The organism is Bradyrhizobium sp. LA6.1, assembly GCF_040547805.1.
In the GTDB taxonomy this organism is placed as follows: domain Bacteria; phylum Pseudomonadota; class Alphaproteobacteria; order Rhizobiales; family Xanthobacteraceae; genus Bradyrhizobium; species Bradyrhizobium barranii.
On record NZ_JBEPQK010000007.1, the window covers coordinates 261,441 to 275,950 of the forward strand.

A 14,510-nucleotide genomic window follows, 5' to 3' on the forward strand; every position below is an offset into this window, starting at 1 on the left:
GGATGACCATTTCCGTGAAAATACTGTGATCTGTCAAGACGCTAAATGAAGGTTGGGCGTCGGGAAATTGCGTGACAAATGCCGAAAAAGCGGGCTGCCCCGCTACCCGCCAGACGGGAAAAGCCTCCGAAGCTCGCCCGGTTCCATCAATTTGACGCAGCCGGCTGCCACAGGGCCAGCATTCCATCCATTCCGAGCCGATCGACGGCCTGCGCGACGCCGGTTTGCCCGATCTGATGCGCAATCGAGCCTAAACCAAGCGCTTCCAGCGTGACGACAGCAGCCGTTTTGAGGAACGGCAGATCGCCAAAGCGGGGCTGGAGCTTGTAATCGCGGACGGTGAGGCCCTTCTTGACGCCCTTCTGCTCGACCAGCCAGGTCACGGCGGTCTTCTCGTCGCCGAGCTGATCGATCAGCTTGAGATCGATCGCCTGGCGTCCGGTGAAGACGCGGCCATCGGCGACTTTTTCGAGCTGCGTGTCATCCATGCCACGCCGCTCCTTCACCAATCCCTTGAACCAGGCATAGGAATCCTTCACCAGCGCATCGAGCGCGGCGCGTGCCTCGGGGCTGGTCGGCTCAAAACCGTTCGGTGCGGCCTTCAGCGGCGAGGATTTCACCTCCTCGACCTTCACACCGACGGTCTTCAGCAGCTCCGTGACGTTGGGAAACTGGAACAGCACGCCGATCGAACCAACCAGCGAGCTCTGCTGGGCAATGATGTGGTCGCTCGCGATCGCGGTGATGTAACCGCCGGACGCGGCGAGGCCTTCGACCACGACGACGAGCGGCTTCTTCGCCTTCAGCCGTACAAGCGAATCATAAAGCTGCTCGGAGCCGGCGGTGGTGCCACCCGGCGAGTTGATGTGAATGATGACGGCGGCGGCCTGCGAGTTCTCCAGTCGCTCCAGCGCCTGGGTGCGATCGGAGTCGCTGCGGATCAGGCCATCGATCTGGACCCGCGCGATCGAGCCGGCGGATGCGAACGTGCCGCGCGCACCAGGTGTTGCGATCAGCGCGAAGCCCGCAATCGCCGCGATCGCGATCAGCGCAGCCATCACGCGCCAGAACGTCAGCTTGCGACGAATCCTGCGGCGATCGACGATGATGTCCGAATCAAGCGACATCGGAATATCTCCAAATGAAAGGCTGGGCGCGTTGTGCCGTCACAGCGTGACCATTGGCTTATCTGGATACATCAATTGCGGCGTAATTTGAAGAAAACAAGGCTGGCGTAGCCCGGATGGAGCGCAGCGCAATCCGGGACGGCTTTCGATCGTGGCAAGGCCCCGGATTTCGCTGCGCTCCATCCGGGCTACGGGCCTAACAAAAAAGCCCCGGCTCGCGCCGGGGCTTTGATGGTTGCGAAACAGGTGTTTCGCTTACTTGTCGCGGTTCTTGAGCGCGGTGCCGAGGATGTCACCGAGCGTCGCCCCCGAATCGGAGGAGCCGTACTGCGCGATGGCCTCCTTCTCTTCGGCGACTTCGAGCGCCTTGATCGACACCTGGACCTTGCGGGCCTTCTTGTCGAACTGGATCACGCGGGCATCGACCTTCTCGCCGACGGCGAAGCGCTCGGCGCGCTGGTCGTTGCGATCACGGGCGAGCTCCGAACGCTTGATGAAGGTCGAGAAGTCGGTACCGGTGATCTTCACCTCGATGCCGCTTTCCTTCACTTCGAGCACTTCGCAGGTCACGACCGCGCCCTTCTTGACATCGCCCGGCTCGGCGAAGGGGTCGCCTTCGAGCTGCTTGATGCCGAGCGAGATGCGCTCCTTCTCGACGTCCACATCGAGCACCACGGCTTTCACCACGTCGCCCTTCTTGTAGTTGTCGATCACCTGCTCGCCCGGAAGCTTCCAGTCGAGGTCGGAGAGATGGACCATGCCGTCGACGTCGCCCTCGAGGCCCAGGAACAGACCGAACTCGGTCTTGTTCTTGACTTCGCCCTCGACCACCGAACCGGTCGGGTGACCTTCGACGAAGACCTCCCAGGGGTTGCGCATGGTCTGCTTGAGGCCGAGCGAGATGCGGCGCTTGACGGAATCGACTTCCAGCACCTGCACTTCGACTTCCTGCGAGGTCGAAACGATCTTGCCGGGGTGCATGTTCTTCTTGGTCCACGACATCTCGGAGACGTGGATCAGGCCTTCGATGCCCGGCTCGAGCTCGACGAACGCACCGTAGTCGGTGATGTTGGTGACGCGGCCGGTGAAGCGGGCACCCAGCGGGTACTTGGCTTCGATGCCCTGCCACGGATCGTCCAGCAGCTGCTTCATGCCCAGCGAGATGCGGTGCGTCTCGTGGTTGATCTTGATGATCTTGACCTTCACGGTCTGGCCGATCGAGAGCACCTCGGTCGGGTGGTTGACGCGGCGCCACGCGATGTCGGTGACGTGCAGCAGACCGTCGATACCGCCGAGATCAACGAACGCACCGTAATCGGTGATGTTCTTGACCACGCCGTCGATGACCTGACCCTCTTCGAGGTTCTGCACCAGCTCCTGACGCTGCTCGGCGCGGGTCTCTTCCAGCACCGTGCGGCGGGACACCACGATGTTGCCGCGGCGGCGATCCATCTTGAGGATCTGGAACGGCTGCGAGTTGTTCATCAGCGGCGCAACGTCGCGGATCGGACGGATGTCGACCTGCGAGCGCGGCAGGAAGGCCACGGCACCGTCGAGGTCGACGGTGAAGCCGCCCTTGACCTGGTTGAAGATGACGCCGTTGACCTTCTCGTTGTTCTGGAAGGCCTTCTCGAGCTTGCCCCAGCTCTCCTCGCGGCGCGCCTTGTCGCGCGACAGCACGGCTTCGCCGAGGGCGTTCTCGATGCGATCGAGGAACACTTCGACCTCGTCGCCGACCTTGATCTCGCTCTCACGGCCGGGGCCGGAAAATTCGCGCAGGGCGACGCGGCCCTCGGTCTTCAGGCCGACGTCGATGACGGCCATGTCTTTTTCAATTGCAACCACCTTGCCCTTGACGACGGAGCTCTCCTGCAGGTTGCCACCTGCGAAGGACTCGTCGAGCATCGCGGCGAAATCGTCGCGCGACGGGCTATAGGTATCAGCAGAAATCGAAGCCATTTGTTCTCCAGTTGCGGATGTCGTGCCGGCCGTTGGGTTCATGGGCGCATCGCACACGCAGTGTCGGAAGGTCCGCAAGACCTTCGAGCGACCGCTCGTTGCTCCGGTATGGAGGCGGAACAGCGGAGGCGGGCCGGCTGAGGCCCGCGCGTTCGATACGTGGAAATCTTGGTCCGGAGCCTGGATCGCGCCGGGCCCAAACAGGGGACCGGGGTTATCGACCTCAAAGAGCGGGAGCGGGCGCTTCCTCCAATGACGGCGGCGGCTTAACCCCGCGACCGGCCCGCTCGGACGGCCTCGATAATGTCGATGGCGGCCCGGACGCCGCCTTCTATATCCAGTTGGGAGTTATCTAGCAAGTAAGCATCCGGGGCCGGTTTCAAGGGCGCAATCGGCCGGTTCTTGTCGCGCTCGTCGCGCCGGATGATGTCAGCGAGCACCGCCGCCTCGTCCGCCTCCTCGCCCCTCGCCTTGGCCTCCATGGTCCGGCGGTGGGCGCGGACCCTAGGGTCGGCCACGACGAAGATCTTCACGTCGGCATGCGGGCAGATCACGGTTCCAATGTCCCGGCCGTCGAGCACGGCGCCGGGCGGATCGGCGGCGAATTGCCGCTGGAAATTGAGCAGGACCTCGCGAACCCTGGGGATCGCCGAGACGATCGAGGCGCCCTCGCCGGCCTCTTGGGTCTTCAGGGCGGGATTGCCGAACTTTTCGGGATCAAGCTCCAGCGCAGCCTGCACCGCAGCCGCCTCGTCCCGGAGATCATGACCGGATTCCATCACGGCGTAGGCCACCGCGCGGTAAATTACGCCGGTATCGAGATGACGATAGCCGTAATGATGGGCGAGCCGCTTGCCGAGTGTCCCCTTGCCCGAGGCCGCGGGCCCGTCGATGGCGATGATCATGAAAACTCGGCCCCAAGCGAACGCATCATCGGGATGAAGTCCGGAAAACTGGTGGCGATGAAGGCGGTGTCGTCGACCGTCACCGGCTGGTCGGAGGCGCAGCCCATCACCAGCGCGGACATCGCGATGCGATGATCCATGTGCGTGGCGACAGTGCCGCCGCCGGGGACATGGCCGCGGCCCTCGACGATCAGATCGTCGCCGGAGACCTCGACCTTGACGCCGTTGACGCGGAGCATGTCGGCGGTGGCCTCAAGCCGATCGGATTCCTTGACGCGCAGCTCCTGGAGGCCGCGCATGATCGTCGTGCCCTCGGCGAAGGAGGCCGCCACCGCCAGCACGAGATATTCGTCGATCATCGAGGGCGCGCGTTCCGGCGGCACCTCGACGCCGCGCAGTTTCGACGCGCGCACGCGCAGCTGCGCCATCGGCTCGCCGGCATCGCCGCGGACTTGGCTTTCCTCGATCGAGGCGCCCATTTCGCGCAGCGTGGTGAACAGGCCGGTACGCAGCGGATTGGTCATCACGTCGGACAGGACGACATCGGAGCCTTCGACGATCAGCGCCGCGACGACCGGGAAGGCCGCCGAAGAGGGATCGGCGGGCACCACGACCGTGGCGCCATGCAGCTCAGGCTGGCCAATGAGCGTGATGCGGCGGCCGTGCTGGCCCTCCTGCGCGGAGGTGATGTCGGCGCCAAAGTGCTTCAGCATCAGCTCGGTATGGTCGCGGCTGGCCTCGGTCTCGATCACCGTCGTGGTGCCGGGCGCGGCCAGGCCCGCCAGCAGCACGGCGGATTTGATCTGGGCCGAGGCGACCGGGGTCTTGTAGGTGATCGGCAGCGGATCGCGCGCGCCCTGGACGGTCAGCGGCAGACGGCCGCCCTCGCCACCGGACACCACTTTGGCGCCCATCTTCTCGAGTGGATCGAGGATCCGGCGCATGGGGCGGCTGCGCAACGAGGCATCGCCGTCGAATACCGCCGAAATCGGGCAGCCGGCGACGACGCCCATGACGAGCCGGCAGCCGGTGCCGGAGTTGCCGAAATCAAGCGGCGCCCTGGGCGCGGCGAAGCCGGCGACGCCCACGCCATTCACCTTCCAGGCGAAATCGCCCGTACGCTCGACCCTGGCGCCCAGCGCCTGCATGGATTTGGCGGTGTTGAGGACGTCCTCGCCCTCGAGCAGGCCCGAAATCCGGGTCTCACCGACCGCGAGCGCGCCCAGGATGAGGGCACGGTGGGAGATCGACTTGTCCCCGGGGACCCGTACTTTCCCGGTCAGGGGACCGCTTGCGCGCGACTGAAGCGGCGTCGGCTTGTCGGAATCAGTCAAGTTTGTGTCCTTGGATAGGCCCGAAACATCCCTGCGGGGCTCGCGGGGCAGGTACCACAAGGTCTGCCCGCCGTCACGGGCATGTCTTTCTCCCGTAATGCGCTATTGACAGCGGGCCGCCAACTAGCCAAGTGAAACACCGCTTTTCAGACATTCCCAGGATTCCTGCCGTGGCCAAGTCCGAACTCGGAACCAAACGTATTTGCCCGACCACGGGCAAGAAGTTCTATGACCTCAACAAGAATCCGGTGATCTCGCCCTATACCGGCGAAGTCGTCCCTATCGCGCCTGTGGCGCCGGCCCGCGCGACTCGCGGCGCCGAACCTCGCCACACGCCGGCTGCCGACACCACGCCGGAGCCGGCAGAAGTCGAAGAGGTCTCGCTCGAGGAGGCCGACGCCGAGGAAAACACCGGCAAGGTCAAGGCCGCCGTGCCCGAATCCGAGGACGACATCGAGGTCGACGAGACCATCGAGGACGATGACGACGATGATTCGACCTTTATCGCTGACGACGAAGAGGGCGATGAGGACGTCACGGACATCATTGGTGATGTCGGAGGTGATGAAGAGACTTGAGATCAGCCCTGATCTGTGAAAAAGGGTGCACCGCGCGAGTCACCAGGCTCGGCGGTCGGGAGTGATCCACCAGGATCCTCCCAACTGGAAGACTAAGGGGCCATAGCTCAGCTGGGAGAGCGCTTGCATGGCATGCAAGAGGTCGGCGGTTCGATCCCGCCTGGCTCCACCAGCCTTCGCTCGCTTCGCGAGCTACGGCTCGGCAAGCCAGCTCCGCTCCATCGTAGCGAAGCTAGCGAAGGCTGCCGCGGCGTAGCCCGAAGGGCGAAGCCGGGCCTCGGCAAAAGCTGATCCTGAGAGATACTGTCCATCCACTGCGTAAGGCGGGGGATAGGATGAAGTACGTCTACATTCTCGAAAGCCTCGATTCCGGCCATTTCTACATCGGCATCACTGATGATCTGCGAGCCCGGCTCGCAAAGCACAACGCCGGCGAAGTGCCACATACATCAAAGTATGGCCCATGGCGCATCAAGACCTACATCGCTTTCAGCGATGAGGCTAAGGCTGTTGCGTTCGAGAAATATCTGAAATCAGCTTCGGGCCGCGCATTTGCAAAGAAGCGGCTTTGAGGAGAGAAACTCGCGGCGAGGTACGAGAGGATTGAGCTCGCCGCGCCCCCCTACTCCCCGATCACCGCATTCAACCGATCCCGTAGCGCGACGATCTCGTCCTTCATCGCGACCAGTTCCGAGACCGAGCAATCAGACGCCGCCAGGATCGATTGCGGCACGGCGCGCGCTTTTTCCTTCAAGGCGTGGCCCTGCGGGGTCAGCGCGATCAGCACCTGACGTTCGTCCTCGCGCGAGCGCGTGCGCTTGACGAGGTGGGCGGCCTCGAGGCGCTTGAGCAGCGGCGTCAGCGTGCCCGAATCCAGGAACAGCTTTTCGCCGATGTCCTTGACCGGCACGTCGTCGCGCTCCCACAGCACAAGCATCACCAGATATTGCGGGTAGGTCAGGCCGAGCCGGTCCAGCAGCGGCTTGTAGACCCGGTTGAAGGCATGCGCGGCCGAATAGACCGCGAAGCAGATCTGATTGTCGAGGCGCTGCGGGTCCAGCGCCGATAATTTCCGGGGCATCGAGAATCTCACGCGGTTTCCTCCATTCTGGGACCGGGCGGCCGTACATTCAATTGCGAACAATTAAATGTGAGGCATGCAAATTTCAATTGCGCGCAATCTAATTGTTTGCGATGTAGGTTCCACCCCAACCCGAACACCTGAGGAGACGAAAATGTCGGTAAACGTCCTGTACAAGACCAGCGCAAAGGCCACCGGCGGCCGCGATGGCCATGCCGCGACCCTCGACGGCGCGCTCGACGTCAAGCTCACCACGCCGAAGGAACTCGGCGGCGGCGGCGGCGCCGGCAACAATCCCGAGCAGCTGTTCGCGGCCGGCTATGCCGCCTGCTTCATCGGCGCGATGAAGTTCGTGGCCTCGCAGGGCGGCCCGAAGGTTCCGGCTGACGCCTCGGTCACCTCCACCGTCGGCATCGGCCCGCGCGCGGCCGGCGGCTTCGGTCTCGACATCGATCTCGCCGTCTCGCTGCCGGGCCTTGCCCGCGCGGAAGCCGAGGCGCTGGTCGAGAAGGCCCATCAGGTGTGCCCCTACTCCAATGCCACGCGCGGCAATGTCGACGTTCGCCTGACGGTCGTCTGATCAAACGGCGGATTGGCTGGCCCGAGATCCCCCTCGGGCCGGCCGCTTCCCTTTGTTTTGTTGTTTTGCCACGCCGCGGGATTGCACGGCGGCACCGCATACGCCCCTACGCACCAAGCCATTGCTGGCGCAAAAAAACCTCGCTAGGCCTGTGATCAATGATCGACACAGGGGAAGCGAAGGCATGACTGAAGCCGTTTTGGGCGCAATGAGCGGACTGCGCGTCATCGATCTCACGCGCGTGCTCGGCGGTCCCTACTGCACCCAGATCCTCGCCGACCACGGCGCCGACGTGATCAAGGTCGAGCCGCCCGCAGGCGACGAGGTGCGCGACTGGGGCCCTCCGTTCCACGAGGAAGACGCGGCCTATTTCATCGGCATCAATCGCAACAAGCGCTCGATCGGCCTCGACCTCGCCTCCGAAGGCGGCCGCCTCGTGCTGCTCAAGATGCTCGAGACCGCCGACGTCCTGATCGAGAATTTCAAGCCGGGCACGCTGGAGAAATGGGGCATCGGCAACGATGTGCTCAGCAAGAAATTCCCGCGCCTGGTGCATTGCCGGATCTGCGGCTTCGGCGCCGACGGTCCGCGCGGCGGCAATCCCGGCTATGACGCCATCATCCAGGCGATGACCGGCATGATCGCGGCGACCGGTTCGCCCGAGAGCGGACCGATGCGGATCGGCGTGCCGCTGGTCGACATCACCACCGGCCTCTATGCGGCGATCGGCATCCTGATGGCGCTGTCGGAGCGGCAGCGCTCGGGCCAGGGCCAGTTCCTGGAGACGACGCTGTATGAGACCGGCCTTGCCATCATGCATCCGCACACCGCGAATTATTTCATGCACGGCAAGCCGCCGTCGCTCACCGGCAACGAGCATCCCAACCTCGTGCCTTACGCGATCTTCCCGACCAGGACCGACGATATCTTCATCGGTGTCGGCAATGACGGCACCTTCCGCAAGCTCGCCAAGGAAATCGGCAAGCCCGAACTCGGCACAGATCCGCGCTTTGCCCGCAACAAGGACCGCATCGCCAATCGCGAGGCGCTGCGCGCGGAGCTCGCCGCCGTGTTCAGCCAGCACGAGGCCGAGCCGCTGTGCAACCGCCTGCTCGCCGCCGGCCTGCCCGCAGGTCCCGTGCAGAAGATCGACCAGGCCTTGACCAACCCGCACACGATCGCCCGCGGCGATGTCATCGAGAAGGACTGGTACAAGGGCGTGGCCTCGCCGATCCGGCTCGATCGCAGCAAGCCGAGCCTGCGCCGCCTGCCGCCGAAATTCAGCCAGCACTCCCAGGAGGTGCTGGGCGAGTTCGGCTACTCCAAATCGGAGATCGACGCGATGGTCGAGCAGGGCACCGTCTGCGGCCCCGAGCGCAAGCGCTAAACGCCCTCGCCGCCTCACCCGAGCAAATGCCGCACTGCGGCGCGGGCACGCATGTGCGCCGCGAACGGAGGAGGCTGCGCGCTCGGCATTCGCCTATTTGACAGCTTCCCTTTTGGCCGCGCTTGCTGCTTTCGTTTCTCCCGCTTACACAGTCATGTGAACGTCATATGGCGCTGCTAGCGCAAGCGCTTCTTTTTGACGGCCAAGGGAGGTTTACTTGATGGCTCTTCGACACTTTGGGGCGGCTGCCGCAGTTGCGATCACGATCGGCATGGGCGCATCGCCGGCCTTGGCCGTGACCGAAATCCAGTGGTGGCACGCGATGACCGGCGCCAACAACGACGTCATCGTCAAGCTCGCCACCGACTTCAACGCCTCGCAGACCGACTACAAGGTGATCCCGACCTACAAGGGCAACTATCCCGATACGATGAACGCCGGCATCGCGGCGTTCCGCGCCGGCAACGCCCCGCACATCATGCAGGTGTTCGAAGTCGGCACCGCGACCATGATGGCCGCGACCGGCGCCGTAAAACCCGTCTACAAGCTGATGGCCGAGGCCGGCGAGAAGTTCGACCCCAAGATCTATCTGCCCGCCATCACCGGCTACTACTCGACCTCGAAGGGCGAGATGCTGTCGTTCCCGTTCAACTCGTCGTCGACCGTCATGTGGGTCAACCTTGACGAGCTCAAGAAGGCGAACGTCGAGATCCCCAAGACCTGGCCGGAAACGTTCGAGGCCGCCAAGAAGCTGAAGGCTGCGGGTCATGACACCTGCGGCTTCTCCGGCTCCTGGGTCACCTGGGTCAATCTCGAGCAGCTCTCCGCTTGGCACAACGTGCCGCTCGCCAGCAAGGCCAACGGCCTCGACGGTTTCGACACCGTGCTGGAGTTCAACGGCCCGCTCCAGGTCAAGCATCTCGAAACCCTGGTCGAGCTGCAGAAGACCAAGACCTACGACTATGCCGGCCGCACCAACACCGGCGAAGGCCGCTTCACCTCCGGCGAATGCCCGATCTACCTGACCTCGTCGGCGTTCTTCGGCAACGTCAAGGCGCAGGCCAAGTTCAACTTCACCGCCGTGCCGATGCCATACTATCCGGACGTCAAGGGCGCGCCGCAGAACTCGATCATCGGCGGCGCTTCGCTCTGGGTGATGGGCGGCAAGTCGGCCGACGAATACAAGGGTGTCGCGAAGTTCCTGACCTTCCTCTCGGACACCGACCGCCAAGTCTACATCCACAAGGCCTCGGGCTATCTGCCGATCACCAAGGCGGCCTACGCCAAGGCGAAGGAAGAAGGCTTCTACAAGGATCAGCCCTATCTCGAGACCCCGCTGATCGAGCTGACCAACAAGGAGCCGACCGACAATTCGCGCGGTCTGCGCCTCGGCAACATGGTTCAGCTCCGTGACGTCTGGTCGGAAGAGATCGAGCAGGCGCTGGCCGGCAAGAAGACCGCCAAGCAGGCGCTGGATGCTGCCGTCGAGCGCGGCAACACGATGCTGCGGCAGTTCGAAAAAACCGCCGTCAAGTGAGGCGACGAGCGGCAGGCCGCGACCCGGCCTGCCGCTTCTGCTGACATCATGCAAAAGCAAGCCATTTTCCAAGCAAAACTATTGCCCTACGCGCTGGTTGCGCCGCAGCTCGCGATCGTCCTGATTTTTTTCTACTGGCCGGCCGCGCAGGCGGTGATCCAATCCTTCCTGCTCCAGGACGCCTTCGGTCTGTCGACAAGCTTCGTCTGGTTCGAGAATTATCAGGACCTGTTCAAGGACCCGGCCTATTTCGAGGCGGTTGTCCGTACGTTCGTCTTTTCGTTCGCCATCGCCGTCTCATCGCTGTCCTTCGCGCTCTTGCTCGCCGTGATGGCGGACAAGCCGCTGCGTGGCTTGATGCTCTACCGCACGCTGCTGATCTGGCCCTATGCAGTGGCGCCGCCCGTGGTCGGCGTGCTCTGGATCTTCATGCTGCATCCTTCGCTCGGTGTGCTGTCGCGCTATCTGCGCAACCTGGGCGTCGACTGGAATCCGCTGCTCGACGGCAACCAGGCGGCTGGGCTGATCATCCTCGCCGCGGCGTGGAAGCAGATCTCCTATAATTTCCTGTTCTTCCTCGCCGGCCTGCAAGCCATCCCCCGAAGCGTGTTCGAGGCCGCCGCGATCGACGGCGCCCGTCCGATGCGGCGGTTCTGGACAGTGACCTTCCCGCTGCTGTCGCCCACGATCTTCTTCCTGCTGGTCGTCAATATCGTTTACGCCTTCTTCGACACCTTCGGCATCATCGACACCATGACCCGCGGCGGTCCCGGCACATCGACGGTCACGCTGGTCTACAAGGTCTATTCCGACGGCCTGCTCGGCGGCAATCTCGGCAGCTCGGCGGCGCAGTCGGTGATCCTGATGGTCATGGTCATTGTGCTGACGGGAATCCAGTTCCGCTTCGTCGAACGCAAGGTGACCTACTGATGGTCGAAGAAGAGGGCTTTCGGCGCTACGTCGCCCACGCGATTCTCTGGATCGGGATCGCGATCGTCGCATTCCCCGTCTACATCGCGATCGTCGCCTCGACCCAGGACAACGCCCTGATCGCGAACGGGCAGATGTCGCTGCTGCCGGGCGGCCATTTCTTCGAGGTCTACTACAAGACCATCTTCGTCGGCACGAGCGGCTCGACCCGCGAGCCCGTCGGCAACATGATGCTGAACTCGCTGGTGATGGCGCTGGCGATCGCGATCGGCAAGATCGCGATCTCGATCATCTCGGCCTATGCGATCGTGTATTTCCGCTTTCCGTTCCGGATGGCGATCTTCTGGATCATCTTCATCACGTTGATGCTGCCGGTCGAGGTGCGCATCTACCCGACCTACAAGATCGTCGCCGATCTGCACATGCTCGACAGCTATGCCGGCCTCGCGCTGCCGCTGATCGCGTCGGCCACCGCGACGCTGCTGTTCCGCCAGTTCTTCATGACCGTGCCGGACGAGCTGCTGGAGGCCTCGCGCATCGACGGCGCCGGCCCCTTGCGCTTCTTCTGGGATACGCTGCTGCCGCTGTCGCGCACCAACATGGCGGCGCTGTTCGTGATCCTCTTCATCCTCGGCTGGAATCAATATCTCTGGCCGCTGCTGATCACCACGCGCGACGACATGCAGACCATCCAGGTCGGCATCCGCAAGATGATCACCACCACCGATGCGCTGACCGAATGGCCGATCGTGATGGCGACTGCCGTGCTGGCCATGCTGCCGCCGGTGTTCGTCGTCGTCGCCATGCAAAAATTGTTCGTGCGCGGCCTGGTCGAGACCGAGAAGTAGGTTTTGGGAATGAGTTTTCATGGCTAACGTCACCCTGCGCAACGTCCGCAAGACCTATCCCGGCGGCTTCGAGGCCATCAAGGGCGTCAACGTCGATGTCGGCGACGGCCAGTTCTGCGTGCTGGTCGGCCCCTCCGGCTGCGGCAAGTCCACGCTGCTGCGCATGGTCGCAGGTCTCGAGACCGTCACCGGCGGCGAGATCGACATCGGCGGCCGCGTCGTCAACCAGATCGAGCCCGCCGATCGCGACATCGCGATGGTGTTCCAGAACTACGCGCTCTATCCGCATATGAGCGTCTTCAACAACATGGCCTACGGCCTGCGCAACCGCGGCATGAAGGAGGCCGAGGTCAAGACCCGCGTCGACGAGGCCGCACGCGTGCTCGAGCTCACGCCGATGCTGGAGCGCAAGCCGCGCCAGCTCTCCGGCGGCCAGCGCCAGCGCGTCGCCATGGGCCGCGCCATCGTGCGCCAGCCGAAAGTGTTTCTGTTCGACGAGCCGCTGTCGAACCTCGACGCAAAGCTGCGCATCGCTATGCGGGTCGAGATCCGCAAATTGCAGCGCCGGCTCAACACGACCTCGATCTACGTCACCCACGACCAGCTCGAGGCGATGACGCTCGCCGATATTCTCGTGGTCATGAACGGCGGCCAGGTCGAGCAGGTCGGCAATCCCCTTGCGATCTACGAGAAGCCGGCGACGACCTTCGTCGCCTCCTTCATCGGGGCACCGCCGATGAACCTGATGTCGACGCGCGCCGATGAGATCAAATCGCAGCTCGGCGGCAGCGCGGGCGAGGCCGGCATCCTCGGCATCCGCCCGGAAGATTTCGTCATCACCGACCAGACCCCGGCCGGCGGCGTCGCACTGCCGCTGACCGTGGAAGCGATCGAGCGCGTCGGCGCCGAGACTTTCGTCTACGGCACGCGGGCCCAGGACGAGCAGCGCGTCGCCGCCACCCCCGGCGAACTGCCGCCCGGCGAGGTCATCGTCCGCATTCCCGGAACCGAGGCCCCCGCCATCGGTGAGAGGATCCGCGTCGCCGCGGTACGGCCGAAGCTGCACCTTTTCAGCGGCGACGGACGGACGCGGATCGGGGCCTGAGCGGTTCCGAGGGCCGGCCGATCAAAAACGCGAAAAACAACCCCATGCACAGTAGCCGGGGGTTTGATTTCATTGAGATAAATCGTCGGCCGATTCGTCATGCCCGGGCTTGCCTGAGCATTTGCGTTCCCGGTGACGAATTGGGCGCTTCCGCGCGACCGCGGGCGGGGTCAGGCGCGAAAATGGGCAATCCACAGGCCCCCGCTACGTCCTTGAACCCCCAAGGGGTTATGACCATATTGCTGACCAAGGGGCGCCGCTTCCGGGCCCTGAAATGCCAAAGTCGCTTCGAGAGGACTTTGTAAACTATGTCTCGTGTTCCAACGCTTTCCAGTCCGTTCCTTCTGGGCTTCGACGAGATCGAGCGCGTGCTTGATCGCGTCGTCAAAGGCGCCGACGGCTACCCTCCCTACAATATCGAGAGGTGCGACCGGTCGGACGGCCAGCCCGAGCGGCTGCGGATCACGCTGGCGGTCGCCGGATTCACCCGCGACCAACTCGATGTAACCATTGAGGAAAACCAGCTCGTGATTCGCGGGCGTCAGCAGGACGACAAGTCCCGGCAATACATCCATCGCGGCATCGCCGCGCGCCACTTCCAGCGCACCTTCGTGCTGGCGGAGGGGATGCTGGTGCTGGGTGCGGATCTGAAGAACGGGCTGCTGTCGGTCGATCTTGCCCGGCCTGAACCGGAGAGGATCGTTAAGACAATCGCTATCAATGAGCACGAATAATGGAACGAGTAGCGGACTCGACCGCTTAGTTTCTGTGAAGGAGTCGAGACCATGAGTGAAGGTCACGTTGCGTTCGAATACGAAGCCAAGAACGTCTCGCCCGAGACGCTGGCAACCCTCGGCGAAGGTCATATCGCCTATGTGAAGCAGATCCGCTCCGAGGATGTGCCGGGCCTGTTTCCCGAGGCGCCGAAAATCGCGCCGGGCCTCAAGCTCTTCGCGCTCCACGCCGCCGACGGCACGCCGATCATGCTGACCGACAGCCGCGAAGCCGCGGTCGCCAACGCCTGGAGCAACGAGCTGCAAGCCGTGAGCGTGCACTGACGCACGCTTAGCGCGACATCTGCGAATTCAAATGCGCGGGCATGCCTCAAGGCGGCCCGCGCATTTTTTATGGGCCATCCC

At 63.6% G+C, this 14,510-nt stretch carries 15 protein-coding genes and 1 tRNA gene; 11 read left to right on the forward strand and 5 right to left on the reverse strand.

Features of this window, described 5'->3' with window-relative positions; genetic code table 11:
- Window positions 1–146: 146 nt before the first annotated feature.
- From sppA to aroA, 4 genes are all read right to left on the reverse strand, one after another.
- The gene (sppA, locus tag ABIB99_RS20330; protein ID WP_028149797.1) at window positions 147–1,127 is read right to left on the reverse strand and encodes a signal peptide peptidase SppA; all 981 of its coding nucleotides are present in this window, start codon (window positions 1,125–1,127) and stop codon (window positions 147–149) included.
- A 255-nt stretch (window positions 1,128–1,382) separates the two neighbouring features.
- Window positions 1,383–3,086, reverse strand: a complete 1,704-nt coding sequence (gene rpsA / locus ABIB99_RS20335) for a 30S ribosomal protein S1 (RefSeq protein WP_063980172.1) — start codon at window positions 3,084–3,086, stop codon at window positions 1,383–1,385.
- A 266-nt stretch (window positions 3,087–3,352) separates the two neighbouring features.
- Window positions 3,353–3,991: a (d)CMP kinase gene (gene cmk / locus ABIB99_RS20340; RefSeq protein WP_028149796.1), complete on the reverse strand. Its 639-nt coding sequence runs from the start codon at window positions 3,989–3,991 to the stop codon at window positions 3,353–3,355.
- Window positions 3,988–5,325 carry a 3-phosphoshikimate 1-carboxyvinyltransferase gene (aroA, locus tag ABIB99_RS20345; protein ID WP_354177290.1) on the reverse strand — a complete coding sequence of 446 codons (1,338 nt, stop codon included), beginning with the start codon at window positions 5,323–5,325 and terminating at the stop codon, window positions 3,988–3,990. The genes cmk and aroA overlap by 4 nt, the downstream gene beginning before the upstream one ends.
- A gap of 170 nt (window positions 5,326–5,495) precedes the next feature.
- Between aroA and ABIB99_RS20350 the strand changes: the two genes are divergently transcribed.
- The 3 genes from ABIB99_RS20350 to ABIB99_RS20360 all read left to right on the forward strand — a co-directional run bounded on the left by ABIB99_RS20350 (window position 5,496) and on the right by ABIB99_RS20360 (window position 6,475).
- Window positions 5,496–5,903 (forward strand): TIGR02300 family protein, encoded by a 408-nt coding sequence (locus ABIB99_RS20350; protein WP_063980175.1) that lies wholly within the window; start codon window positions 5,496–5,498, stop codon window positions 5,901–5,903.
- A gap of 96 nt (window positions 5,904–5,999) precedes the next feature.
- Window positions 6,000–6,075 (forward strand) — tRNA-Ala (locus tag ABIB99_RS20355).
- A 163-nt stretch (window positions 6,076–6,238) separates the two neighbouring features.
- The gene (locus ABIB99_RS20360; RefSeq protein ID WP_166063842.1) at window positions 6,239–6,475 is read left to right on the forward strand and encodes a GIY-YIG nuclease family protein; all 237 of its coding nucleotides are present in this window, start codon (window positions 6,239–6,241) and stop codon (window positions 6,473–6,475) included.
- Window positions 6,476–6,525: 50 nt separating this feature from the next.
- Here ABIB99_RS20360 and ABIB99_RS20365 read toward each other — a convergent pair whose 3' ends face one another.
- Window positions 6,526–6,984, reverse strand: a complete 459-nt coding sequence (locus ABIB99_RS20365) for a MarR family winged helix-turn-helix transcriptional regulator (protein WP_014490915.1) — start codon at window positions 6,982–6,984, stop codon at window positions 6,526–6,528.
- Window positions 6,985–7,138: 154 nt separating this feature from the next.
- On the opposite strand from ABIB99_RS20365, the gene ABIB99_RS20370 reads away from it, so the two are divergent.
- The 8 genes from ABIB99_RS20370 to ABIB99_RS20405 all read left to right on the forward strand — a co-directional run bounded on the left by ABIB99_RS20370 (window position 7,139) and on the right by ABIB99_RS20405 (window position 14,429).
- Entirely contained in the window at window positions 7,139–7,564 is a 426-nt protein-coding gene (locus tag ABIB99_RS20370; protein ID WP_045004850.1) for an organic hydroperoxide resistance protein, read from the forward strand.
- A 184-nt stretch (window positions 7,565–7,748) separates the two neighbouring features.
- Window positions 7,749–8,951, forward strand: a complete 1,203-nt coding sequence (locus ABIB99_RS20375) for a CaiB/BaiF CoA transferase family protein (protein WP_354177293.1) — start codon at window positions 7,749–7,751, stop codon at window positions 8,949–8,951.
- Between the two features lie 220 nt (window positions 8,952–9,171).
- A complete protein-coding gene (gene ugpB / locus ABIB99_RS20380; protein ID WP_135214036.1) occupies window positions 9,172–10,488 on the forward strand; it encodes a sn-glycerol-3-phosphate ABC transporter substrate-binding protein UgpB in 1,317 nt (438 codons plus the stop codon).
- Between the two features lie 48 nt (window positions 10,489–10,536).
- Window positions 10,537–11,418 carry a sn-glycerol-3-phosphate ABC transporter permease UgpA gene (gene ugpA, locus ABIB99_RS20385; protein ID WP_354177295.1) on the forward strand — a complete coding sequence of 294 codons (882 nt, stop codon included), beginning with the start codon at window positions 10,537–10,539 and terminating at the stop codon, window positions 11,416–11,418.
- A complete protein-coding gene (gene ugpE / locus ABIB99_RS20390) occupies window positions 11,418–12,266 on the forward strand; it encodes a sn-glycerol-3-phosphate ABC transporter permease UgpE (protein ID WP_063980180.1) in 849 nt (282 codons plus the stop codon). The genes ugpA and ugpE overlap by 1 nt, the downstream gene beginning before the upstream one ends.
- 19 nt (window positions 12,267–12,285) lie before the next feature.
- Window positions 12,286–13,371 carry a sn-glycerol-3-phosphate import ATP-binding protein UgpC gene (locus ABIB99_RS20395; RefSeq protein WP_354177296.1) on the forward strand — a complete coding sequence of 362 codons (1,086 nt, stop codon included), beginning with the start codon at window positions 12,286–12,288 and terminating at the stop codon, window positions 13,369–13,371.
- Between the two features lie 308 nt (window positions 13,372–13,679).
- On the forward strand, window positions 13,680–14,105 hold the full coding sequence (locus ABIB99_RS20400; RefSeq protein WP_018645065.1) for an Hsp20 family protein: 426 nt from the start codon (window positions 13,680–13,682) through the stop codon (window positions 14,103–14,105).
- Window positions 14,106–14,156: 51 nt separating this feature from the next.
- Entirely contained in the window at window positions 14,157–14,429 is a 273-nt protein-coding gene (locus ABIB99_RS20405) for a BQ00720 family protein (RefSeq protein ID WP_011083553.1), read from the forward strand.
- The last annotated feature ends 81 nt before the right edge of the window (window positions 14,430–14,510 follow it).

What these genes read in the sequence shown, in the direction of transcription:
- sppA (WP_028149797.1), bottom strand. Translation starts at nt 1,127, where the DNA reads ATGTCGCTTGATTCGGACATCATCGTCGATCGCCGCAGGATTCGTCGC.
- rpsA (WP_063980172.1), bottom strand. Translation starts at nt 3,086, where the DNA reads ATGGCTTCGATTTCTGCTGATACCTATAGCCCGTCGCGCGACGATTTC.
- cmk (WP_028149796.1), bottom strand. Translation starts at nt 3,991, where the DNA reads ATGATCATCGCCATCGACGGGCCCGCGGCCTCGGGCAAGGGGACACTC.
- ABIB99_RS20360 (WP_166063842.1), top strand. Translation starts at nt 6,239, where the DNA reads ATGAAGTACGTCTACATTCTCGAAAGCCTCGATTCCGGCCATTTCTAC.
- ABIB99_RS20365 (WP_014490915.1), bottom strand. Translation starts at nt 6,984, where the DNA reads ATGCCCCGGAAATTATCGGCGCTGGACCCGCAGCGCCTCGACAATCAG.
- ABIB99_RS20370 (WP_045004850.1), top strand. Translation starts at nt 7,139, where the DNA reads ATGTCGGTAAACGTCCTGTACAAGACCAGCGCAAAGGCCACCGGCGGC.
- ABIB99_RS20375 (WP_354177293.1), top strand. Translation starts at nt 7,749, where the DNA reads ATGACTGAAGCCGTTTTGGGCGCAATGAGCGGACTGCGCGTCATCGAT.
- ugpB (WP_135214036.1), top strand. Translation starts at nt 9,172, where the DNA reads ATGGCTCTTCGACACTTTGGGGCGGCTGCCGCAGTTGCGATCACGATC.
- ugpA (WP_354177295.1), top strand. Translation starts at nt 10,537, where the DNA reads ATGCAAAAGCAAGCCATTTTCCAAGCAAAACTATTGCCCTACGCGCTG.
- ugpE (WP_063980180.1), top strand. Translation starts at nt 11,418, where the DNA reads ATGGTCGAAGAAGAGGGCTTTCGGCGCTACGTCGCCCACGCGATTCTC.
- ABIB99_RS20395 (WP_354177296.1), top strand. Translation starts at nt 12,286, where the DNA reads ATGGCTAACGTCACCCTGCGCAACGTCCGCAAGACCTATCCCGGCGGC.
- ABIB99_RS20400 (WP_018645065.1), top strand. Translation starts at nt 13,680, where the DNA reads ATGTCTCGTGTTCCAACGCTTTCCAGTCCGTTCCTTCTGGGCTTCGAC.
- ABIB99_RS20405 (WP_011083553.1), top strand. Translation starts at nt 14,157, where the DNA reads ATGAGTGAAGGTCACGTTGCGTTCGAATACGAAGCCAAGAACGTCTCG.